The organism is Flavobacterium sp. FlaQc-48 (assembly GCF_044007335.1).
Lineage (GTDB): Bacteria > Bacteroidota > Bacteroidia > Flavobacteriales > Flavobacteriaceae > Flavobacterium.
In genome coordinates this window covers 1-18,055 of the sequence record NZ_JBIPCR010000005.1, presented here as the reverse complement: position 1 = coordinate 18,055, position 18,055 = coordinate 1, and the positions used below count along the sequence as shown (strand labels likewise).

Genomic DNA, 18,055 nt, shown 5'->3' with positions numbered 1-18,055 from the left:
GGCGAAGTTTTAGTACATTTTTAAAACATCAGTTATGAAAACCAAATTTAATATACAAGGACGCATCAAATCAGCTTTTGTATTGACGCTTTTATTGGTTTGTTTTGTCAGCCATGCCCAACTTAAAGGAGGACATATCCTGGGGGCAATGGGACTGCAGTCCGGAACCCAGACTCCTGAAAATACCTTAAGTGTCTATGTACCGGGTTACTTTTACAGTGCTTCATCTCTACGAAATGCCGATGGCGATAAATCGATTGCCAATCCTGACCTGAATATGTTCATTACAGGGGTAGGCGCAAGTTATGTAAGCGATTTTAAAATTCTGGGCGCCAATTACGGAGCATCGGTTTTGCTGGCATTTGCATCCAATAGAATTCAGGGAAATACTTTAGACTCCAAAAGTCCTTTTGCCCTGACCGATACTTATATCGTACCGGTACAGTTAGGCTGGCACCATAAAAGAGCCGATTTTGTTTTGAGCTATCAAATCTATTTACCAACCGGAAAATTCGATTTGGGCGCTTCTGATAATAGCGGTCTGGGCATGTTTATGAATGAGTTTTCGGCCGGAACAACTTTGTTCTTTAATGATAAAAAAACAATTCATTTTTCGGCTTTGGCCTCTTATGAGCTTAACGGAAAAAAGAAAGATAGCGATATTAAAACCGGGGATATTTTAAGTATTGAAGGAGGTTTGGGAAAGACATTTTACATGATGAATGCTGAAAAAACAGCCCCAAAAGGAATTCTTAACGCAGGATTGATTTATTATTTGCAATATAAAGTAAGCAATGATAAAATACCCGTTCCGGTTTTTGGTACTATCGAAACAGATAAAGACAGGATTGGGGGTCTTGGTGCAGAGTTAAATTACTATCATATTGGCTGTAGTACTTCGGCAGGATTTCGTTGGATCGCTGAGGTTGGTGCGATTAACAGATTTCAGGGAAATACCTTTTTCCTGACATTGGCTCATGTGTTTAGTTTCAAAAAAAAATAATCTAAAGAGCAGCTACGAAGCTGTTTTTTTAGTTAAAGTGGATGGTTTTAAGGGATGTAATAAATTTTAAATTATTTTAAATGAGAAATAAATATTCAGACTCTGCCAGGAGAAGTACAAAATCTTTCCGAAAAATCTTTCTCGCAAATCTTTTCTTTATCCTGTCTTTTACAATGATGGGGCAAAAACCACATATTACTGTAAAAGACTCGCTGGACGGAGCATTCGATTTAAGCGATTACATTATTTATGCACATGGTTTTGTTGTGGTTCCTACGCTTATTACCGAACCGGCTTTGGGCGGCATTGGAGGGGCCATTGTACCCATTTTTCTAAAAAAGCACGACCCGATTATTGATGAAAACGGAAAGAAAAGATTTATAGATCCTGATATTACAGGAGCGATGGGAATGTATACCGGTAATAAGAGCTGGGTTGCAGGTGCATTTAGGGCAGGTAGTTTTATCAAATCAAAAATAATGTACCGTGTGGGGGCTGGCTACGGAGATGTAAACATGTCTTTTTACGAAAATTTGCCTACCGGGAAAGATAAAGAAATTGACCTTAATTTTAAATCATTTGTTTTTTACGCACGAGTCATGAAGCAGTTTCGAAATGCAAAATGGAGTGCAGGCCCACAATATTTCTTGTTAGATTCTAAAATTAATTTTCCGGATTTAAGCAATCTTCCATCCTTTGCCAAACTCAAAGATGTGAACAGTGTTGTGAGTCAGTTAGGAGCAGCGATTCAGTTTGACGGACGTGATAACATCTTTACTCCGGATAAAGGCATACGATTGCAATCAGATTTTTTCTGGTCTGATAATTCAATTGGGAGCGATTATGATGCCTGGCGGTTAAATTTATCTGCCATTGGCTATTATCCCTTAACCAAAAAATTAATTGGAGGACTCAGGATCGAAGGAGAACAGGCTTTTGGAAGTCCACCTTTTTATCTTCGGCCGGGAATTAACCTGAGAGGGATTCCCGCTGCCCGATATCAGGGTAAAGCCAGTATCGTGACCGAGGGTGAACTAAGATGGGATTTGTACCGAAGATGGAGCCTTATGGGATATGGTGGTGTTGCCAGTGCTTTTAACGATTGGGATAAAGCTTTTGCCAAACCGGTCGTTTACAGTTACGGAACAGGGTTTAGGTATTTACTGGCCCGCAAATTCAAACTACGCATGGGAGTTGACGTTGCAAGAGGTAATGAAGACTGGGCTTATTATGTGGTATTTGGAAGTAACTGGCTGAGATAAATTTTCAATAATCAATATAAATCAGTAGACACGAATTTCAAAAATTTCCGCACATTCAATGGCTATAAATTTATGAAGTTGTTTTGGCTGTTCGCTGTCGTTCAGGTGCTCGCAAAAAAACAAAGTCCTGCAAGATTATTGCAGGACTTTGTTTTTTGACTGAGTTTCTTAATTATTTTTTCCAGTAAGGTTTTATGATTTTATTTTCTTTGTGGCTTAAAGCCAATAATATAATGGTGGCAATCAGGCAGAATAAGGTAGCCTGAATGCTGCCTTCGGGACCAAATGCCCCTCCGGTTATGAGTGTAGCCCCTTGTATTTTGCTTACGATTAAGCTGCCCGTTTTTTCGTTTCCGGATGTGATCGCTCCATAAATACCAGATTGTGTAAAATTCCAGGCAAAATGTAAAGCAATCGGCAACCATAAATTTCGGCTGTAAACAAAAGCGGCACCCAATAAAAAACCTGCAATGGTAACACACAATCCGGAAAACAAATTACTGTTTGGATTTGACAAATGCAATGCGCCAAAAATAATTGCCGAAACACAAAGCGAAATATACGTACCCAGTTTTTCTTCGATGATTCTAAACACAATACCCCGCACTAAAATCTCTTCGATAATGGCAATGGTAAAGGCAACTGCAAGCGGGATCAGAATAAACGAAACCGGATTTACAGCAACAATACTATAATTTCCGTTAAGGTACATTACCAGAATGGTGAGGGACTGTAAAACAAAACCAATTATAGTGCCTGCGATGAGGTTTCCGGACAAACCTTTTACGGCAAATTCAGTTACGGCTCTTTTTTCATAGTTTTTAAAGAAAAGAATATAGCTGGTAATGGCTAAAGCCGAAACAAAAACACCTTTAAGAAGATTTCTGTATTCTTTTTCGAGAGGGGTTAAGGCCAGTAATTTTACGGCAATTTGCTGTCCGATAACCACAAACGCCATAAAAGTAAGCAGGGCAAGAATAATTTTGGTAACGGGAAAATTAAATATTTTTTGTTTTGTAGTAAGGGTTTCCATTTTAATTGGGTCTAATGATTTATGATGAAGCAAAAGTAGCCTGCATCAAAACCAAAAAATAGAATGAAATTTGCCTCCTTTATAACTTCTGAAATTGTTTGGGCAAAAATCCCGTTTGGTTTTTAAATGTTCTGATAAAATGGCTCTGATCGGCAAAACCGCATTGAAAACCAATTTCGGTTAAATTATGATCACTGGATTGTATGAGCGCAAGCGAACGGTTTATTTTCATTCGGCGCATGTATTCTCCCAGCGTACAGCCAAAATATTTAGGAAAGTGTTTGGATATCGTAATAGGGTTTACGTTTAAAACCTGTGCCAAATCCTGCAAACCCGGATTCTCGTTCCAGGAATCATTTAATAACTCGTTGAGGCTTTTGACCCAAAACGGACTTTTTTCGAAACGTTCTAAATGGGTATTGGCATTCGATAATTGCACAAACAACATCTGGATCGTATCGCCCGAAAAAGCATCGGCAACCTGGCATTCCTTAAAAATCTTCAGAATTAAAAACTTGGTAAGTGCCGTATGCTGCACTGATTTTTCGATAATCGCTTCGGTTAGCTCAAGTTCTTTGAGCAAATGATCTTCAATTTCGATATTGATGTTTTTAGACGGAAAAAGCGTATCCTGATTAAGATGCAATTCGTCACTATGATAAAACAAGAGCGAACCCGGGCCAACGTTTTCACTAAAATTTTTTCGTTTTTCGGTCGTTCCGCCTTTCAGGAAAAGCGTAATGTGAGCGTTATTGTGCGAGTGCCAGCCTTCGTAAACCTTATTTTTATACTCTGTTTCAACAACCGCAATTCCCTGCGTATTGTTGAAAATGTTTTTGGTATTGCCTAAATAAGTCTCTTTTTCCAGTTCGTACATTTCAGGAGTATCGTATGAATTTCAGCGACTAAAGTACTACATAAACAAGTAAAATAAACGCCCGATTGTTTTAGATTCTTTCAGGATTATACGTTTTGCATAATTTGTAAGGTTTGGTAGCTTAAAAAAAACATTTTGTAAAAATTAACGCTCTGAGTCTAGTTTTATTAACTAAAATTTAATTGTTTTGTAACAAATTGTAAATTACAACTACTAATTTATCAAATCATTAAATATAAATTATGAATACATTTTCATTCAAATCAGTACTTGCGGCTTCGGTATTTTTTGTTGGGGCGACTGGCTGTTTTGCACAAGACATTTTAGTGAATTCACTAAAATTGAATGCAAGCGAAAAAAGTAAAGAAAACTTTAAATTCACTGAGGTAATTAATCTGGGAACCACTTCGGTAAAATTACAGGGTTCATCGGGAACTTGCTGGAGTTATTCGACAAACTCTTTCTTAGAATCAGAAATGATCCGTTTAGGAAAACAACCTGTTGAGCTGTCTCAAATTTATTCTGCAAGAAATGTATATGTTGAAAAAGGAATCAATTATGTACGCATGCACGGAGCTGTTACTTTGGGCGACGGTGGTGCATTGCACGATGTAATTAATATGTATAAAAAATACGGAACTGTACCAAGAGAAGTTTACACAGGATTAAACTACGGAACAGACAAAAATAAATTTGGAGAAATGGCAGCGCTTATCGAAGGCGTCCTGACTGCTGTGGTTAAAAATCCAAACGGAGAATTAACTCCAAACTGGCAAAAAGCGTATGCTGCTGTTATTGATTCTTATTTAGGAAAAGTGCCTGAAAACTTTACTTACAAAGGAAAAAACTATACGCCACAAACATTTGCCAAAGATGTAGTAGGAATTAATCCTGATGAGTATGTAGAAATGTCATCGTTTACCACTTCTCCATATTACCAAAAAACAACCATGATGGTGCCGGACAACTGGTCATTTGATCAGGTTTACAACGTAAAAGTAAACGACATGACCGATGTTATCGACAATGCATTGAAAAAAGGGTACACAGTAGCATGGGCAACAGATGTAAGCGAGAAAAGCTTTAGCTGGAAAAACGGTGTAGCCTATGTACCAACCAAAAAGTTTGAAGACATGACTGCCGAAGAAAAAGCAGATATGTTTAACGGACCAAAAGCAGAACCTGAAATCACGCCGGAAATGCGTCAGACAGCATTTGATAACTACACGACAACAGACGATCACGGAATGCACATTATTGGTCTTGCCAAAGATCAGTCCGGAAAAGAATATTACATCGTAAAAAATTCATGGGGAGAAACAAACGACTATAAAGGTTTCTTGTTTGTAACCAAAAATTTTGTGAAATACAAAACGACTGCTTTGTTAGTAAACAAAGGCGGAATTCCAACAGATATCGCCAAGAAGTTAGGGGTTTAAGATTTGCCTTAAATTTTATAAAAATAAAAAATAGCGCTGCAAGCAATTGCAGCGCTATTTTTTTTGCAGATTAACAACTGTTAAATCAGGTATAACTACTGGGCTTGGTTTGCATTTAGTATGCCTAAATTCGTGTTGCTTAAGTATTTAAGAGGCGTTTTCCGAAAAGCCTGAACAGAGTAGGACCATCAAATAAACAAATAAACCATGTCAACACCCCAAGTAATCACAGTACCCATTACAGATCAGCAGCATCTGTTATTTTTATTTATTCCTCTAAAAAAAGGCTTTTTAGCCGAGGCAATGGGAGCAGCCCAAAAGGTCAAAGAAGCTGCTGCCCCGGTAACCGCTCCAACAGGAGATCCGCGCAAAACAACCGGAGTTCATTATTTTACGATTTATGCACAAGCAGACGGAACGCCAACTCCGGGAATACCTGTTCCGGGATTTCAGTCCTTTCCGGGAAAAGACGTGTTGGTTGTAATGTCTATTTACGACGGACAGTTTGATGCTTATATTAGTGCTTTTTTTGAAATTGATGCAGTGGTAAACGGCTTAAATAATTTACTGCTTTTAATGGATGAAACCGGAATTCCAAATGTAGACCCTAACGGAAAAACATCAGCAAATTATATTGCAAAAATGGGAGGCGTTAAGAAAAATGCCCTCGCGTTTTACTGTTTATTGATGCGCTACAATTTTGGGGATCCGGTTTTATCTGCCGGAGACAAAAACGGAAAATATGTTTTTGGAACCAATTTCCCGGGACTTACCGTAGCAAAAATTATTGATAACTATCCAAATGCTGATAAATTATGGCCACCGGTTCCGGGTGAGGTAAGTTATGATTTTCCGAAATCTCAAAAACCGGATTGTAAATAGTTTGAAATCTAATCTTAATGAAGATAAACTATGAGCAATTCAAATCAGGTTGAAATGAATGATGTACAGGGATTAATATTGCGGGGATATAATTTCCCTCATATCCGGTACATTATTTTAAGTATAAAAGATAGCGCAGGAGCAAAAAAATTCTGTGCAGATCTCGCTTCAGGAACCGGTTCCGGAGGTTTGTCTATTACCACTGCAGAACCGTGGGAAAACATGGAGAAACCCGATTATTGCCTTAATATTGGTTTTACCTATTCAGGTTTAGAAACTCTGGTAGGTTCAGATAATTGCAATGTAATAAGTTATTATTCAAGTGATGAAGTCTTTTTGTCGTTTACAGCAGGCGCGGTGAGTGACGCAGGCGCAATGGGTGATACAGGCGAAAGCGCTCCCGCCAACTGGTGGAAAAACGGAGGCTGGATCCCTAAAGAACCGCCAGGCGCTGACGGAAGCGAGCTTCATATCCAGTTAACGCTTTTTACCTTAACGCCCGAAAACAGAGAAAAATATTATGCGACTTTGTTGAACATGATTGCAGAAACACCATCAGGACCAGCCGTAATTCCGGTATATTATCAGGATTCAGATCCTATAACGGTCGATGGAAATTCAGATTATGTGCATTTTGGCTATCGCGATAGTTTGTCTCAGCCCCGTATTGATGATATTTTGTGGAACAAACCCAAGATAAGAAAATTAATGGGGGTAAGCAGTATCGACGACAGGCCAAAAGTTCCGCTGGATCGTTTTGTCATCAGTCAGGATGCATCAGATTATAATGCACATACTTTATTAGTAAACGGTACATTTGCAGCCTTTAGGTTGTTGTATCAGGACGAGGCTAAATTTGAGGCATTCATTCATTCAGACAGCACAACTTCGCCTGAATTAATGGCTGCGAAAATGTGCGGACGCTGGCGCGACGGTACACCGCTTGTTGTGTCGCCTGATAAAGAAGATAAAAGTCTGGGAGAACCCAGTACGAAGAATTTTAATTTTACAAACTTCAATTATTTAGCGCCAAGCCCAAACCAGCAAGGCGATCAGACTAGTGACGAACTGGCCTTAAAATGTCCTTATGCGGCTCATATCCGGAGAGCAAATCCAAGGGACGATATCAATGTTACCGGAAACAATAACAATGCTCAAACACACCGGATTTTAAGGCGCGCGTCGCCTTATGGCCCCGTATACGATCCTGACGAAAAACCGGGCATACAACGAGGATTGGTAGGATTGTTTATTGGTGCTGTTCTTGATTTTCAGTTTCGTTTTGTTACCAAACTCTGGTTAGAATTGGGCGGTTTCAGAAATCCAGATGCTTCGCCCAATAGCAGTGGTGTTGATCCGCTTTTTGGGCCACAGGTTGCCGATACTAACCCTGGGGATTTTACTTTTTCCTATAATAAAAACGGAACTTATAATCAAACTCCAAATCTTAGCCGTTTTATACGTACAGATGGAGGTTTGTATTTGTTTTTGCCCGGAATTACAGGCTTAAAGTATATTGCCCAAGGAACAATTCCGCCACCACTGAGTTAAATTAAAAATGATTTACTGTATAAGATTTAATTTAAATCAAAAGCAAAAACTATCGTGAAAACGGTAGTTTTTTTTATACATTGCAGTAAAAACGGTTGAAATGGACTTAAAAGAATTGCTTAGCGAAATAAAAACAGAAGAAAATCTTCTGCCCAATCCCGGGCTTTTGTTCCAAAAAATAAAAATGGATTCTGATTGGAATGAGGAAATTAAATCCAGAAAAACCATTAGTTATGGTGTTCCTTACAATTACTCTAATATATCGTATCCGTTTGTTCCCTTTCCTGATTATATTTTTGAAGTTGCTGCGGTAGTCGAAGAAAAGCTTGGTTTTGCGATAAATAATTGTCTTGTTAATTATTATGAAAACGGAGCATCAAAAATGGGTTTTCATTCTGACCAAGTCGATATTCTCGCAGATCATACCGGCATTGCCATTGTTTCATTGGGCAATAAAAGAACCATGAGATTTAAAAATAAGCTCGATGCTACTCTTACTCACGATATAGCACTTGAGCCCAATAGTTTGTTTTATATGACCCAAACCGTTCAGGAGTTTTGGCTTCACTCTATTTTGCCCGAAGCAGGAAATGATGCTGCCGAAAGGATTAGTATTACTTTTAGGAAGTTGATAGTTTGATTTGTGTTTTTTGAAAGATTACTTCTCTTTCAATAATTTTTCCAAATACTCATTTTTTTCTTTCTCAGCCTGAACCAAACGTTCGTAAAGCTTTCGGTTTTCTTCAACGAATTCCATCATTTTATCTAATGGATTAAAGGAGCAATTACTTGGTTGTAATGTTGCACCATTACTATGACTAAAATCATTGTCGTAAATGTTATTAAAATAATTAATAGCAGCTTCGTCAGAGAAATTTTTAATGGCTTCCACCGTTACGCCAAGAGCTTTTGCTACTTCAATTAATTTTTCTTCCTCTATAGTTTCACTGTTTTCAATAGCCGAAATAGCTTGTTGGTTGGTTCCTAAAGCTTGCGCCAATGCTTCCTGTTTCATATCTCGAAGTTCACGAATACGGCTTATTTTTCGCCCTATATGATTTGGTTTTGATAGTGTGCTCATAATTCAAAGATAATAATTAAGTGTAATAATAAGAAATATGTAAAAAACATATTTAGTGGCGTATGATACAGCCAAAAATGATACGGTACAATAAAAAGACTTACTTAATTGCGGCGTTTTAACAAAAGTACAATTTTTCGTACGAAAAGCAATTAAAAAAAGTAAAATTATAAAACCAATTACCACAATGGAAAACGAAAATTACAATCAGTCGCCACATCATGAAGTTATGCCTGCTGTAGCCAAATTTCTTTCAACTCTTTGGATGATAGGAGAGTTTAGGGACCAGCCAGATTATTTAACCGAAATTTTCGAAAACATTCTCGAAACTGAAATAGGCAATGAACTCGATTTGAGAACTAAAATGATAAGCTGTATTAAAACGAGCAGAATGCTGGTAAAAGCACTTGAACCCTTTACAGATCAGGAAATCGAGAAAGCCTGCCGTGAAATTATTAGGGGATAATGGGTTTAAAAGCAAATAGTCGGTAAAATGATTTCAGTTCCTTACCAACAATAAAAGGTAATATTATAAGGAGCACGAGTGCTTTTTGTAGGTTTTATGGTTTATAAATAGCTAAATTGCAGTATATTCGCATAAAATTAAACAGAATTGAAATAATTTTATCGATTTATTATGAAAGCCTTTGCAGTTTACTATATAGTGATTATAGCTGTTTTTTCTATCGATAGTTTTGGACAAAGCATCAACAAAGCAACTGCGGTTGCAACAACTCCCAATACGGCGTCAATGCCGGACAATAGTGGGAACGATGATCGTATTATAGAAGGATATTATGTGGTAGAAACGATTAATAAAACTTTTGGCAGAAGTGTTACTGAATATAAGGTTTCAAGATTAAGTATGATCAGTACTTACGATCTTGGCCCTCAAAACACAAGAACCATAACTCCTATATACGGAAGACCCAAAAATAGAAATACAAGAGTAGCACTTGGGCCAAAAGCATTGGTTGATCCTGCCGTCAATGCTTTCAAATCCACCCGGATGGATGCCATATATAGAAAATCAAAAGAAAAACCGGACGAAACAGAACCAGAGTCAAAAGCTTTTGTAGATCCTGCTGCAAGATTCGCAAAAGATGATGCGGCAGACAAAAGATCAAAAGAAAAAATAACCAATGTAAAGCCAGAATCAGAAGCAATTGCGACTGTTGCTTTAAAACCCATAAAGACAGATTCGACTGTTACCAAAGCAAAAGAAAAAATAGCTGAAACGGCATTCAAGTCAAAAACCGCTGCAAAGCATACGTCACCTGCTTTTAAACCCGTCAATGTGGGGGTAATAGCGCCTACACCAGGAGCAAAATCGTTGTCTATAGATGTGGTAAAAACCTATGCTAAAGTTTTAGACAAAGGCTATAAATCTATAGAAATGCTTACAAGGGTTGGCGACAGGGCATATTTTGATGGTGATTCGGTTACGGCTGTTAAATGCTACTCGGAGTTGTTTAGTATGACTAAAAATTTAGATCCGGTATATTATTATCGGTATGCCCAATCCTTAAAAGGAATTAATCAAATGGAGCAGGCAGATGCCATGATGAAATTGTTTGAAATTAAAAATCTAACCTATAAAGTGGCCAAAGAATAGCCGGATTATGGGCTGGAAAATTTCGATAACATGCCCCGAAATTAGAGAGCTATTCAACCCAAACAATCAAAAACAGGTACTTAAACGGGTTTTCAGGCAATTTACAGTCAAAATAAAACATAAGTAACTCAAAATCAGTATCTTTATGTTGTGTTTATTGGTCGAAACCTTATTGACGTATCATGAAAGCGTATGTAGGATACTTTATAGCGATGATGTCTGTTTTTTCTTTTCAGTCTTTTGGACAAAGTAATAATCATGCTTCTGCCCGGTTGATGAACGCAAGCACATCTTCAGATCCGGATAACGGCCCCAAAGACGGTCTTGTCATAGTGGCGTATTATGTCGAAGAAACGATTAACATGACTTTTGGAAAAAGAATAACCAAATACGAAGTTTCAAAATTAGATATGGTTAACACTTACGATTTAGGGCCCAATAACACGCGGGTTGTCACTCCCATATACAGAAAACCAAAAGTAAAAAATGTCCAGCTAGCGCTACAGTCCAAAACCTTTGCTGATACTATTGCTATAGTTATAAAACCAATCAGGGTTGATGTAATTGCGCCATCAGAACCTGCAAAATATTTAGCGATAGATGTTGTCAAAACATACGCCAAGGTTTTGGATAAAGGTTATAAATCGGTAGACATGCTTACAAAAGTAGCAGACAGGGCTTATTTTGACGGAGATCTGGCAACCGCAGCCAAATACTACGAAGAACTGATTGGTATGACTACAGATTTAGATGCGATGTATTACTACCGCTATGCACAATCCTTAAAAGGAATCGAACAGGCAGACAAAGCAAATGAGGCTATGCTTTTGTTCGAAAGCAAGAACATAGGCAATAATGTAGTGAAGCATGACAAACTGGTCAGAAACTAAGAATCACTGGTATTTACGGTCAATTCAATCATAGAACGCGGTTTCAACTGTGGGAAATGCATGAATTATGATGTATTGTGCCTGAAACCATTAGTGATGTTTTTTATAAAGGCACACAAAAAAAAGACTAGTAAAAAAATAAGTTCTTTTTTATTGCTTTTTATGGAATTGTTTTAATTGCATTTGGAAGTAAAGCATTTAAATAATCAGGTAAATTCGTTATAGACGAGATTTTGCCCGATTCAATTGATAAAATATGGGAAGGCTTCTCTAGGTACTTCGAAGAGTCATATAGATCTGCATAGTCAAAACAATCGAAAAATGTATTTAAATTATTGTATCCATCATAATATCGTTTTTCAATTTCACTTTCTGGTACAAAATGGCCTCCATTTTCTACGCGAATAGCAACTCTTTTTTTAGCTTCCGCAATTGTGTCCAAACACAGAAAGAAGTTGTAAATCGTATCCGTTATTTTTGAATATATCAGGCCAATAAAGAGGAGTTGAATTGAAATTCGTTTCATAGCAAAAACTTGATTTATTTTCAATCGCTTTTTTAATCTGATTTTTCTAATTCATTAAAGGCCATTTGATGAGCCATTGCTTCTCGTATGTCCGAATCAATTAACGAATTGTAAAATCTTAAAAATTGAAAATTATAATCAAAAGGAATAAAATTGTCGGGAGAAAGAAGTTTAGAAAAAGTTGATTTTCCAGATCCGTTACATCCCGCAATAACAATTAAAACGGGTTTAGACATTTTTAAATTGCGGAGCTATTGGTGGTTTCTTCTGGTCTTTGCCTAAAGATATGTTTTTTTCGTAAACAGCGACTTGTTGCTTGACAATTGGCATAGCTTTTTCCATTTGCTTCAAGGCTAGATTTACTCTTTCGGTAGTGTTTGAAATATGTTTAATGATGATACAAATTTACAAAAAAATATAAATAAATATAGAAAACTAAGAGAGCAAAAAAAAATACCACTTACGTTTGTAAGTGGTATTTAATAAGCTCCCCCTCTTGGGCTCGAACCAAGGACCCTCTGATTAACAGTCAGATGCTCTAACCAACTGAGCTAAGGAGGAATCACCTTAAAGGTAAATATGTTTGCTAAAAAAAGTTGCTCCCCCTCTTGGGCTCGAACCAAGGACCCTCTGATTAACAGTCAGATGCTCTAACCAACTGAGCTAAGGAGGAAGTTGTTGCTCTTTTTAGCGAGTGCAAATATAGATCATTTTTTAGTTTCTCAAAAACATTTTTGCACTTTTTATAAATTTTTTTTGCTACTTGACAATTGCCTTATAAATATCGTTTCCGTTAGCGAACAAAAGCAGCGATATAAGTAGAACGAAACCAACGATTTGGGCGTTTTCAAGGAATTTATCACTTGGTTTTCTTCCGCTAATTATTTCGTATAATAAAAACATCACATGACCACCATCAAGTGCCGGAATTGGCAATAAATTCATAACTCCAAGCATAATCGACAATAAAGCCGTGATCGACCAGAAAGTTTCCCAGCTCCATGAACTTGGAAAAATGTTAAAAATCGCCGCAAAACCACCTACTTGTTTGTATGCTTTTGTTTCAGGATTAAAAATCATTTTAAGCTGTTTTCCGTAACCTACCAATTGATCTTTCCCTTTTGTTAATCCAACCGGAATTGATTCAAAGAAACTGTAGTTTTTTGTACTTACTTTATAGTATCCTAATTTTTCTAATGATTCGATATTTAAGCCACCAACACTAACACCTAATTTTCCGGCATTAGAAACTTTAACTGTAATAGGTGTTTTTTTCAAATCACGTAAAACAACAGCAGGAATCGTTTTTCCTTTATTGTTTTCTAAGATTACTTTAACCTGATCAAAATATCTTGCATCTTGTCCGTTAAGACTAACTACTACATCTTTTGGTTTTAGAGCCGTATTGCCTGATTCAGGGGTAATACTGGCTACAGCAAAAGGAATCCTCATATCTACAAGAGGTGCTTTCTTTTGTTTCGACAACTGATCTACAAAATCTGTAGGCATTTTGATGGTTTGTTGTTGTCCGTTTCTTTCGATCAAAACCTCTTTGGCCATGATAATTTTCATGTTGATGTCGTTATCGAAATTTTCGATTTTTTGTCCGTCAACCGCTAAGAATTTGTCACCGGTTTTAAAACCGGCTTTTATCATCACAGGGTTTTCGACCAGGACACCATCTTTCAAATCCACATTTGCAACATACGTATCGCCGTAAGCAAACGCCATTCCAATGTAAATAATAAATGCCAGAATAAAGTTGACTGTAACACCGCCCAACATAATAATCAAACGTTGCCATGCTGGTTTAGAACGAAATTCCCACGGTTGAGGAGGCAAAGACATTTGTTCCTTGTCCATGCTTTCGTCGATCATTCCGGAGATTTTTACATAACCTCCAAGTGGCAGCCAGCCAATACCGTATTCAGTTTCGCCAATTTTCTTTTTTAACAGCGAATATTTAACATCAAAAAATAAGTAAAATTTTTCGACTCTTGTTTTAAATAATTTTGCAGGGATAAAATGCCCTAATTCGTGAAGAATAATAAGTAAAGATAAACTCAATAGAAATTGAGAGAGTTTGATAACTATATCCATTTTGTATTTTTAGTTCGTATTTAACGCACAAAAGTAACGTTTTCTGATTTAATTTATGACCGCAAGATAATACTTAAGGTTTTAAATGTTTGTTAATAAATGCGCTTACTTTTATAAATTGAGAAAAGCTCATTTTATCTCTGTCTAATTAGTAACTCTTTCGCCCTTAATGTTACAATTGTCTTATTGTAATACTCTTAAAACTTTTAGTGGATGTTTTTTAATAGTATGTTTTTTAATTTCATCTTAATTGAAAAACGAAGCTGTTTATTGATAATTAACACAATCGATTTCAATATGACAAACATTCGGTGTTTTTATAAAACATAATCTTTTCTGCTATGAATTTTATTAAAAAAATTGAAAGATTTAAAAAGATGCATAAGTTAATTTGTGCCGGGAAAACAGGGACGCCCATTGCTTTTGCAAAACAGTTAAGTTTAAGCAGGAGCCAGCTTTATAATGAACTGGAACTGATTAAAGAATTAGATGGGCCTTTACGATATTGTAAAAAGAGGCAAACCTTTTACTACGAAACCTCTTTTGAGCTTGTCTTAATTTTTTCACTAAAAACTATTACAGATCATGAATTAAAGGAAATTTTTGGAGGCTCTTATTTGCGTCCAAGTTTATTAGACGGAACTCTGATAAGTTTGCTGTAACAAAAAAGTTCCCGGGAAAATGATTTTTGTTTAAAGCATTATTAATATTTTAAAAATTTAAAATTATGAATTTAGAAATAGTAAATTTTGAAGATTTAGGTTTGGTTGAGTTAAATGCACAAGAGGTGCAAGAAGTAGAAGGCGGAATATGGCCTATAATTTTAATAGGTTTGTTATTGTATTCAACAAATGCATATTAATAAAGAGCAGGGTGTCAAAACCCTGCTTATGTATTAGTATTAAATTAATATGATAAAAAAGCTGAAATATCTAATTTTAATTAGGTTTAGGAAAATCCTGCCAAAAGATGATTACTTAGCAATTGTTTTACTTTTACTTTTCTATGTTGTTGTTTGTTATTTTTTAAATAAAATATTTTTAAAATATACTTACTTGTTTGTACTTTCAACTCTTGAACTCGTTTTTTATCATCAAAACAGAGAAGATCTCGACTTACTGAAGGTTAGTAAAAATTATAAATTTTTATTGATCATGGAATATTTAATATATAGTTTCCCTTTTCTCTTAATTTATATAGTAAATAATAGATTTGATATTTTTTTAATTCACCTTTCTATACTTGCCTTATTAATTTTAATTTTTAAAAAAGATTATAAAACTTTTAAATATCCATTTAAATTATTTGATCCGTTTTGGCATATTTGTTTTAGAAAGAACAAATTTGTTCTTTTCATACCACTAGTCGTTATCTTAAATATATTAGGAAATAAATACAACAACGAGAATCTAAATATATCAACTTTATTGATAGTCGCTATTATTGGTTGTGTGCCTTCGTTTAAACGAGAAGAATTAATACATCTAAAAGCAACTTATTTTGACTCAAAAAAATATCTATTAAAACAAATTCAAGTTGTTTTAATTAACACATTTATGATAAGCTCTGTTTTAGTAGTTTGTTTTATTGTTTTTAAACAATGGGATTTATTATTATTTATTCCTCTTGTTTTTTTATTTCCTGTAATAAGCATTTTGTTTAAATATTCTTTTTTTGTCAATCCCTTATTACAACAGATATTTTTTGTTTTTTTTGTTGGAACTGTCCAGATAGGTTTACCCTTTTTAATTTTACCTTTTTTATATTACAAGTCCATAAGGACAATAAATAATTTGCAAAATGTTAGAGATTCATATTAAGAAAAAGAGCTTTATGAGCAAAATTATTTTACAAGACATTAATATAATTATTTTAAAGAATGGTATTTATGGTGTGGTAGGAAAAAATGGAGAAGGAAAAACTACTTTGTTTAAATGTTTAACAGGGCTTACTACTTTTCAAGGATCAATATCTTATAATGATTTTCCGTTAAAGAATAATGATATTGCTTTTATACCAACCGAGGTGCCAATTTATAATGAATTGACTTTGATGGAGTTTTCTGATTTTTATCGTGAATTATTAAACCTGAAAAATAAAAATATTGAAAATTTATTCGATGTTCCAGATAATAAACTTATTAAGGCCTTTTCAACTGGAATGAAAAAGAAAGCTTATATGAATGCTGTTTTTCAAAAAGAATATACTGTTTATATTTTTGATGAACCCTTTAATGGTCTTGATTTGGAGTCTAATTACTTGTTAATGAATTATATTAGGGAATTGTCAAAAACGAGTGTTGTTTTTATTTCTTCTCATATTCTGGAATTACTTTATAAAGATTGTGATAGTATTTTTTTAGTAAAAAATACTAAAATACAAGAGTTTGAAAAGTTTCAGTATTCTATTATCGAGGAGGAGCTTTTTCTTAATGCTAAAAAAAAGAGAATTTAAAACTTCTGTCCAATTTTATTGGACGGAACTCTGATAAGTTTGCTGTAACAAAAAAGTTCCCGGGAAAATGATTTTGTTGAAATTTATTATTTAATATTTTAAACTTTAAAAATTATGAATTTAGAAGATTTGAATTTAGTAGAGCTTAATTCTCAGGAAGTAAAGGAAGTATGTGGCGGAGATCTTTTTACTTTTATTGCCCTTGGAGCATTAATAATAGGAGTTGGTTTAATTTCTAATAATAATAGCAAAAATGTCAATGGACCTGGCGGAAGTGTTTCTAATCCTCCTGGCAGCTCTACTGGCTTTTACAGAGGTGATTTACTTACGACAGGAATATTTTAAATTAAATAAAAAAGAGCCTTGAGTTTTTCAGGGCTCTTTTAAAATTCATAATAATTGAGATGTTCTTTAATAAAAAACAAACATTCATATAATCATAAATGATACATTCTATTTTAAAAAAGATAAAGCAAACAGCATTTTTTTTTCCAATATTTTTAGCATGTTCGTGTGCATTAAAATCTATTCCTTCTGAATATACTTTTATTAAAAGTGGTTTTGAGAAGGTTGAATTAGATAAACTTGGAAATGGCAAAATACTCATATATAATGGTGCTGGTATTTCACATAAAATTGATAATACGGCTAGATTAAATATATGGATTGATGATAAAAAATTAGGTCAACTAAGAGCGAATGAATATGTTATAATTGATCAAAAAAAAGGCACATATAAATTCAAAGTACAGCATTTAGATGTGGTTAACATGAGAAGCATGCACGAAGTCGAAATTGATGAAAAAACAAAAGTTATACAAATTAAACCCAATGTGACTTCTAATAAATTATTAATAACAAATGACTTGCCTAAGAATTTTGATAAATTCAAATATGCTGAAAAAAGATAATGTAACTAAAGAACTTTAATCGTTGAAAAATTTTCTTCAAAAATTAATTATTAAATTAGAAATAAAATCTATTAAAAAGGAAAGAATATGTAAAATATATTTTTTTTAAAAGATCTCTTTTTAAAAATAGTAGTATCATCTATTATTACGTTGTGTATGTTATATTTTATTGGATATGAAATGGGTCAGGCATATTACTATTTCCAGCATTAAATCTAGAATATATCTTTTTAGTTTTTTCTCTAATTCTCTTTCAGAAGACTTGTAAAGAGAATTTTCTTTACAATTTAAAAAAATGAATTTTAGTTCAGACGCAATAAATACACTTGAAAATCTTATTGCAAAAAACAAAACAAAAAGCTTTTCGATTTACCTTATTATTGTTTTAGCAATCTTAATTTCTTTAGTATTATTACCCCTAATAAAAGTAG

Annotated in this window: 21 protein-coding genes and 2 tRNA genes; 15 read left to right on the top strand and 8 right to left on the bottom strand. The window is 34.7% G+C overall.

Translation table 11 applies throughout. From position 1 onward, the window contains the following. Positions 1-34 precede the first annotated feature (34 nt). Both ACHRWY_RS09485 and ACHRWY_RS09480 read left to right on the top strand, forming a co-directional pair. Positions 35-1,003 carry a transporter gene (locus ACHRWY_RS09485; protein ID WP_395354092.1) on the top strand — a complete coding sequence of 323 codons (969 nt, stop codon included), beginning with the start codon at positions 35-37 and terminating at the stop codon, positions 1,001-1,003. 80 nt (positions 1,004-1,083) lie between these two features. Continuing rightward, complete coding sequence (locus ACHRWY_RS09480) at positions 1,084-2,265, top strand: hypothetical protein (protein ID WP_395354091.1); 1,182 nt, start codon at positions 1,084-1,086, stop codon at positions 2,263-2,265. Positions 2,266-2,437: 172 nt separating this feature from the next. Here ACHRWY_RS09480 and ACHRWY_RS09475 read toward each other — a convergent pair whose 3' ends face one another. Then, positions 2,438-3,298: a lysostaphin resistance A-like protein gene (locus tag ACHRWY_RS09475; protein WP_395354090.1), complete on the bottom strand. Its 861-nt coding sequence runs from the start codon at positions 3,296-3,298 to the stop codon at positions 2,438-2,440. Positions 3,299-3,377: 79 nt separating this feature from the next. Further along, positions 3,378-4,175 carry a helix-turn-helix transcriptional regulator gene (locus ACHRWY_RS09470; protein ID WP_395354089.1) on the bottom strand — a complete coding sequence of 266 codons (798 nt, stop codon included), beginning with the start codon at positions 4,173-4,175 and terminating at the stop codon, positions 3,378-3,380. Positions 4,176-4,417: 242 nt separating this feature from the next. On the opposite strand from ACHRWY_RS09470, the gene ACHRWY_RS09465 reads away from it, so the two are divergent. From ACHRWY_RS09465 to ACHRWY_RS09450, 4 genes are all read left to right on the top strand, one after another. Next, complete coding sequence (locus tag ACHRWY_RS09465) at positions 4,418-5,614, top strand: aminopeptidase C (RefSeq protein ID WP_395354088.1); 1,197 nt, start codon at positions 4,418-4,420, stop codon at positions 5,612-5,614. A 207-nt stretch (positions 5,615-5,821) separates the two neighbouring features. Beyond that, positions 5,822-6,496 carry a hypothetical protein gene (locus tag ACHRWY_RS09460; RefSeq protein ID WP_395354087.1) on the top strand — a complete coding sequence of 225 codons (675 nt, stop codon included), beginning with the start codon at positions 5,822-5,824 and terminating at the stop codon, positions 6,494-6,496. 30 nt (positions 6,497-6,526) lie between these two features. After that, positions 6,527-8,047 carry a hypothetical protein gene (locus tag ACHRWY_RS09455; protein ID WP_395354086.1) on the top strand — a complete coding sequence of 507 codons (1,521 nt, stop codon included), beginning with the start codon at positions 6,527-6,529 and terminating at the stop codon, positions 8,045-8,047. 100 nt (positions 8,048-8,147) lie between these two features. Then, entirely contained in the window at positions 8,148-8,687 is a 540-nt protein-coding gene (locus tag ACHRWY_RS09450) for an alpha-ketoglutarate-dependent dioxygenase AlkB (protein WP_395354085.1), read from the top strand. 18 nt (positions 8,688-8,705) lie between these two features. On the opposite strand, the gene ACHRWY_RS09445 is transcribed toward ACHRWY_RS09450, so the two are convergent. Next, the gene (locus tag ACHRWY_RS09445) at positions 8,706-9,128 is read right to left on the bottom strand and encodes a helix-turn-helix domain-containing protein (protein WP_395354084.1); all 423 of its coding nucleotides are present in this window, start codon (positions 9,126-9,128) and stop codon (positions 8,706-8,708) included. A gap of 187 nt (positions 9,129-9,315) precedes the next feature. Between ACHRWY_RS09445 and ACHRWY_RS09440 the strand changes: the two genes are divergently transcribed. From ACHRWY_RS09440 to ACHRWY_RS09430, 3 genes are all read left to right on the top strand, one after another. Continuing rightward, positions 9,316-9,594 carry a hypothetical protein gene (locus tag ACHRWY_RS09440; RefSeq protein WP_395354083.1) on the top strand — a complete coding sequence of 93 codons (279 nt, stop codon included), beginning with the start codon at positions 9,316-9,318 and terminating at the stop codon, positions 9,592-9,594. 171 nt (positions 9,595-9,765) lie between these two features. After that, positions 9,766-10,743 (top strand): hypothetical protein, encoded by a 978-nt coding sequence (locus tag ACHRWY_RS09435; RefSeq protein ID WP_395354081.1) that lies wholly within the window; start codon positions 9,766-9,768, stop codon positions 10,741-10,743. 182 nt (positions 10,744-10,925) lie between these two features. Continuing rightward, positions 10,926-11,633, top strand: coding sequence for a hypothetical protein (locus ACHRWY_RS09430; RefSeq protein WP_395354079.1), 708 nt, complete (start codon positions 10,926-10,928; stop codon positions 11,631-11,633). A gap of 160 nt (positions 11,634-11,793) precedes the next feature. Here the strand turns inward: ACHRWY_RS09430 and ACHRWY_RS09425 are convergent, their stop codons facing one another. From ACHRWY_RS09425 to rseP, 5 genes are all read right to left on the bottom strand, one after another. After that, positions 11,794-12,159, bottom strand: a complete 366-nt coding sequence (locus ACHRWY_RS09425; protein WP_395354078.1) for a hypothetical protein — start codon at positions 12,157-12,159, stop codon at positions 11,794-11,796. Positions 12,160-12,191: 32 nt separating this feature from the next. Further along, positions 12,192-12,395, bottom strand: a complete 204-nt coding sequence (locus tag ACHRWY_RS09420) for a hypothetical protein (RefSeq protein ID WP_395354076.1) — start codon at positions 12,393-12,395, stop codon at positions 12,192-12,194. Positions 12,396-12,646: 251 nt separating this feature from the next. After that, positions 12,647-12,720: transfer RNA gene (locus ACHRWY_RS09415), tRNA-Asn, on the bottom strand. Positions 12,721-12,758: 38 nt separating this feature from the next. Continuing rightward, positions 12,759-12,832 (bottom strand) — tRNA-Asn (locus ACHRWY_RS09410). An 86-nt stretch (positions 12,833-12,918) separates the two neighbouring features. Next, positions 12,919-14,259: an RIP metalloprotease RseP gene (gene rseP, locus ACHRWY_RS09405; RefSeq protein WP_395354075.1), complete on the bottom strand. Its 1,341-nt coding sequence runs from the start codon at positions 14,257-14,259 to the stop codon at positions 12,919-12,921. Between the two features lie 377 nt (positions 14,260-14,636). Between rseP and ACHRWY_RS09400 the strand changes: the two genes are divergently transcribed. From ACHRWY_RS09400 to ACHRWY_RS09375, 6 genes are all read left to right on the top strand, one after another. Continuing rightward, positions 14,637-14,921 (top strand): hypothetical protein, encoded by a 285-nt coding sequence (locus ACHRWY_RS09400; RefSeq protein ID WP_395354073.1) that lies wholly within the window; start codon positions 14,637-14,639, stop codon positions 14,919-14,921. 65 nt (positions 14,922-14,986) lie between these two features. Continuing rightward, complete coding sequence (locus tag ACHRWY_RS09395; RefSeq protein WP_395354071.1) at positions 14,987-15,121, top strand: class IIb bacteriocin, lactobin A/cerein 7B family; 135 nt, start codon at positions 14,987-14,989, stop codon at positions 15,119-15,121. A gap of 49 nt (positions 15,122-15,170) precedes the next feature. After that, positions 15,171-16,079 carry a hypothetical protein gene (locus tag ACHRWY_RS09390; protein WP_395354070.1) on the top strand — a complete coding sequence of 303 codons (909 nt, stop codon included), beginning with the start codon at positions 15,171-15,173 and terminating at the stop codon, positions 16,077-16,079. Further along, positions 16,060-16,713, top strand: a complete 654-nt coding sequence (locus ACHRWY_RS09385) for an ATP-binding cassette domain-containing protein (protein ID WP_395354068.1) — start codon at positions 16,060-16,062, stop codon at positions 16,711-16,713. The genes ACHRWY_RS09390 and ACHRWY_RS09385 overlap by 20 nt, the downstream gene beginning before the upstream one ends. A 114-nt stretch (positions 16,714-16,827) precedes the next feature. Further along, positions 16,828-17,058: a hypothetical protein gene (locus tag ACHRWY_RS09380; protein ID WP_395354066.1), complete on the top strand. Its 231-nt coding sequence runs from the start codon at positions 16,828-16,830 to the stop codon at positions 17,056-17,058. Between the two features lie 98 nt (positions 17,059-17,156). After that, the gene (locus ACHRWY_RS09375; protein WP_395354065.1) at positions 17,157-17,624 is read left to right on the top strand and encodes a hypothetical protein; all 468 of its coding nucleotides are present in this window, start codon (positions 17,157-17,159) and stop codon (positions 17,622-17,624) included. The last annotated feature ends 431 nt before the right edge of the window (positions 17,625-18,055 follow it).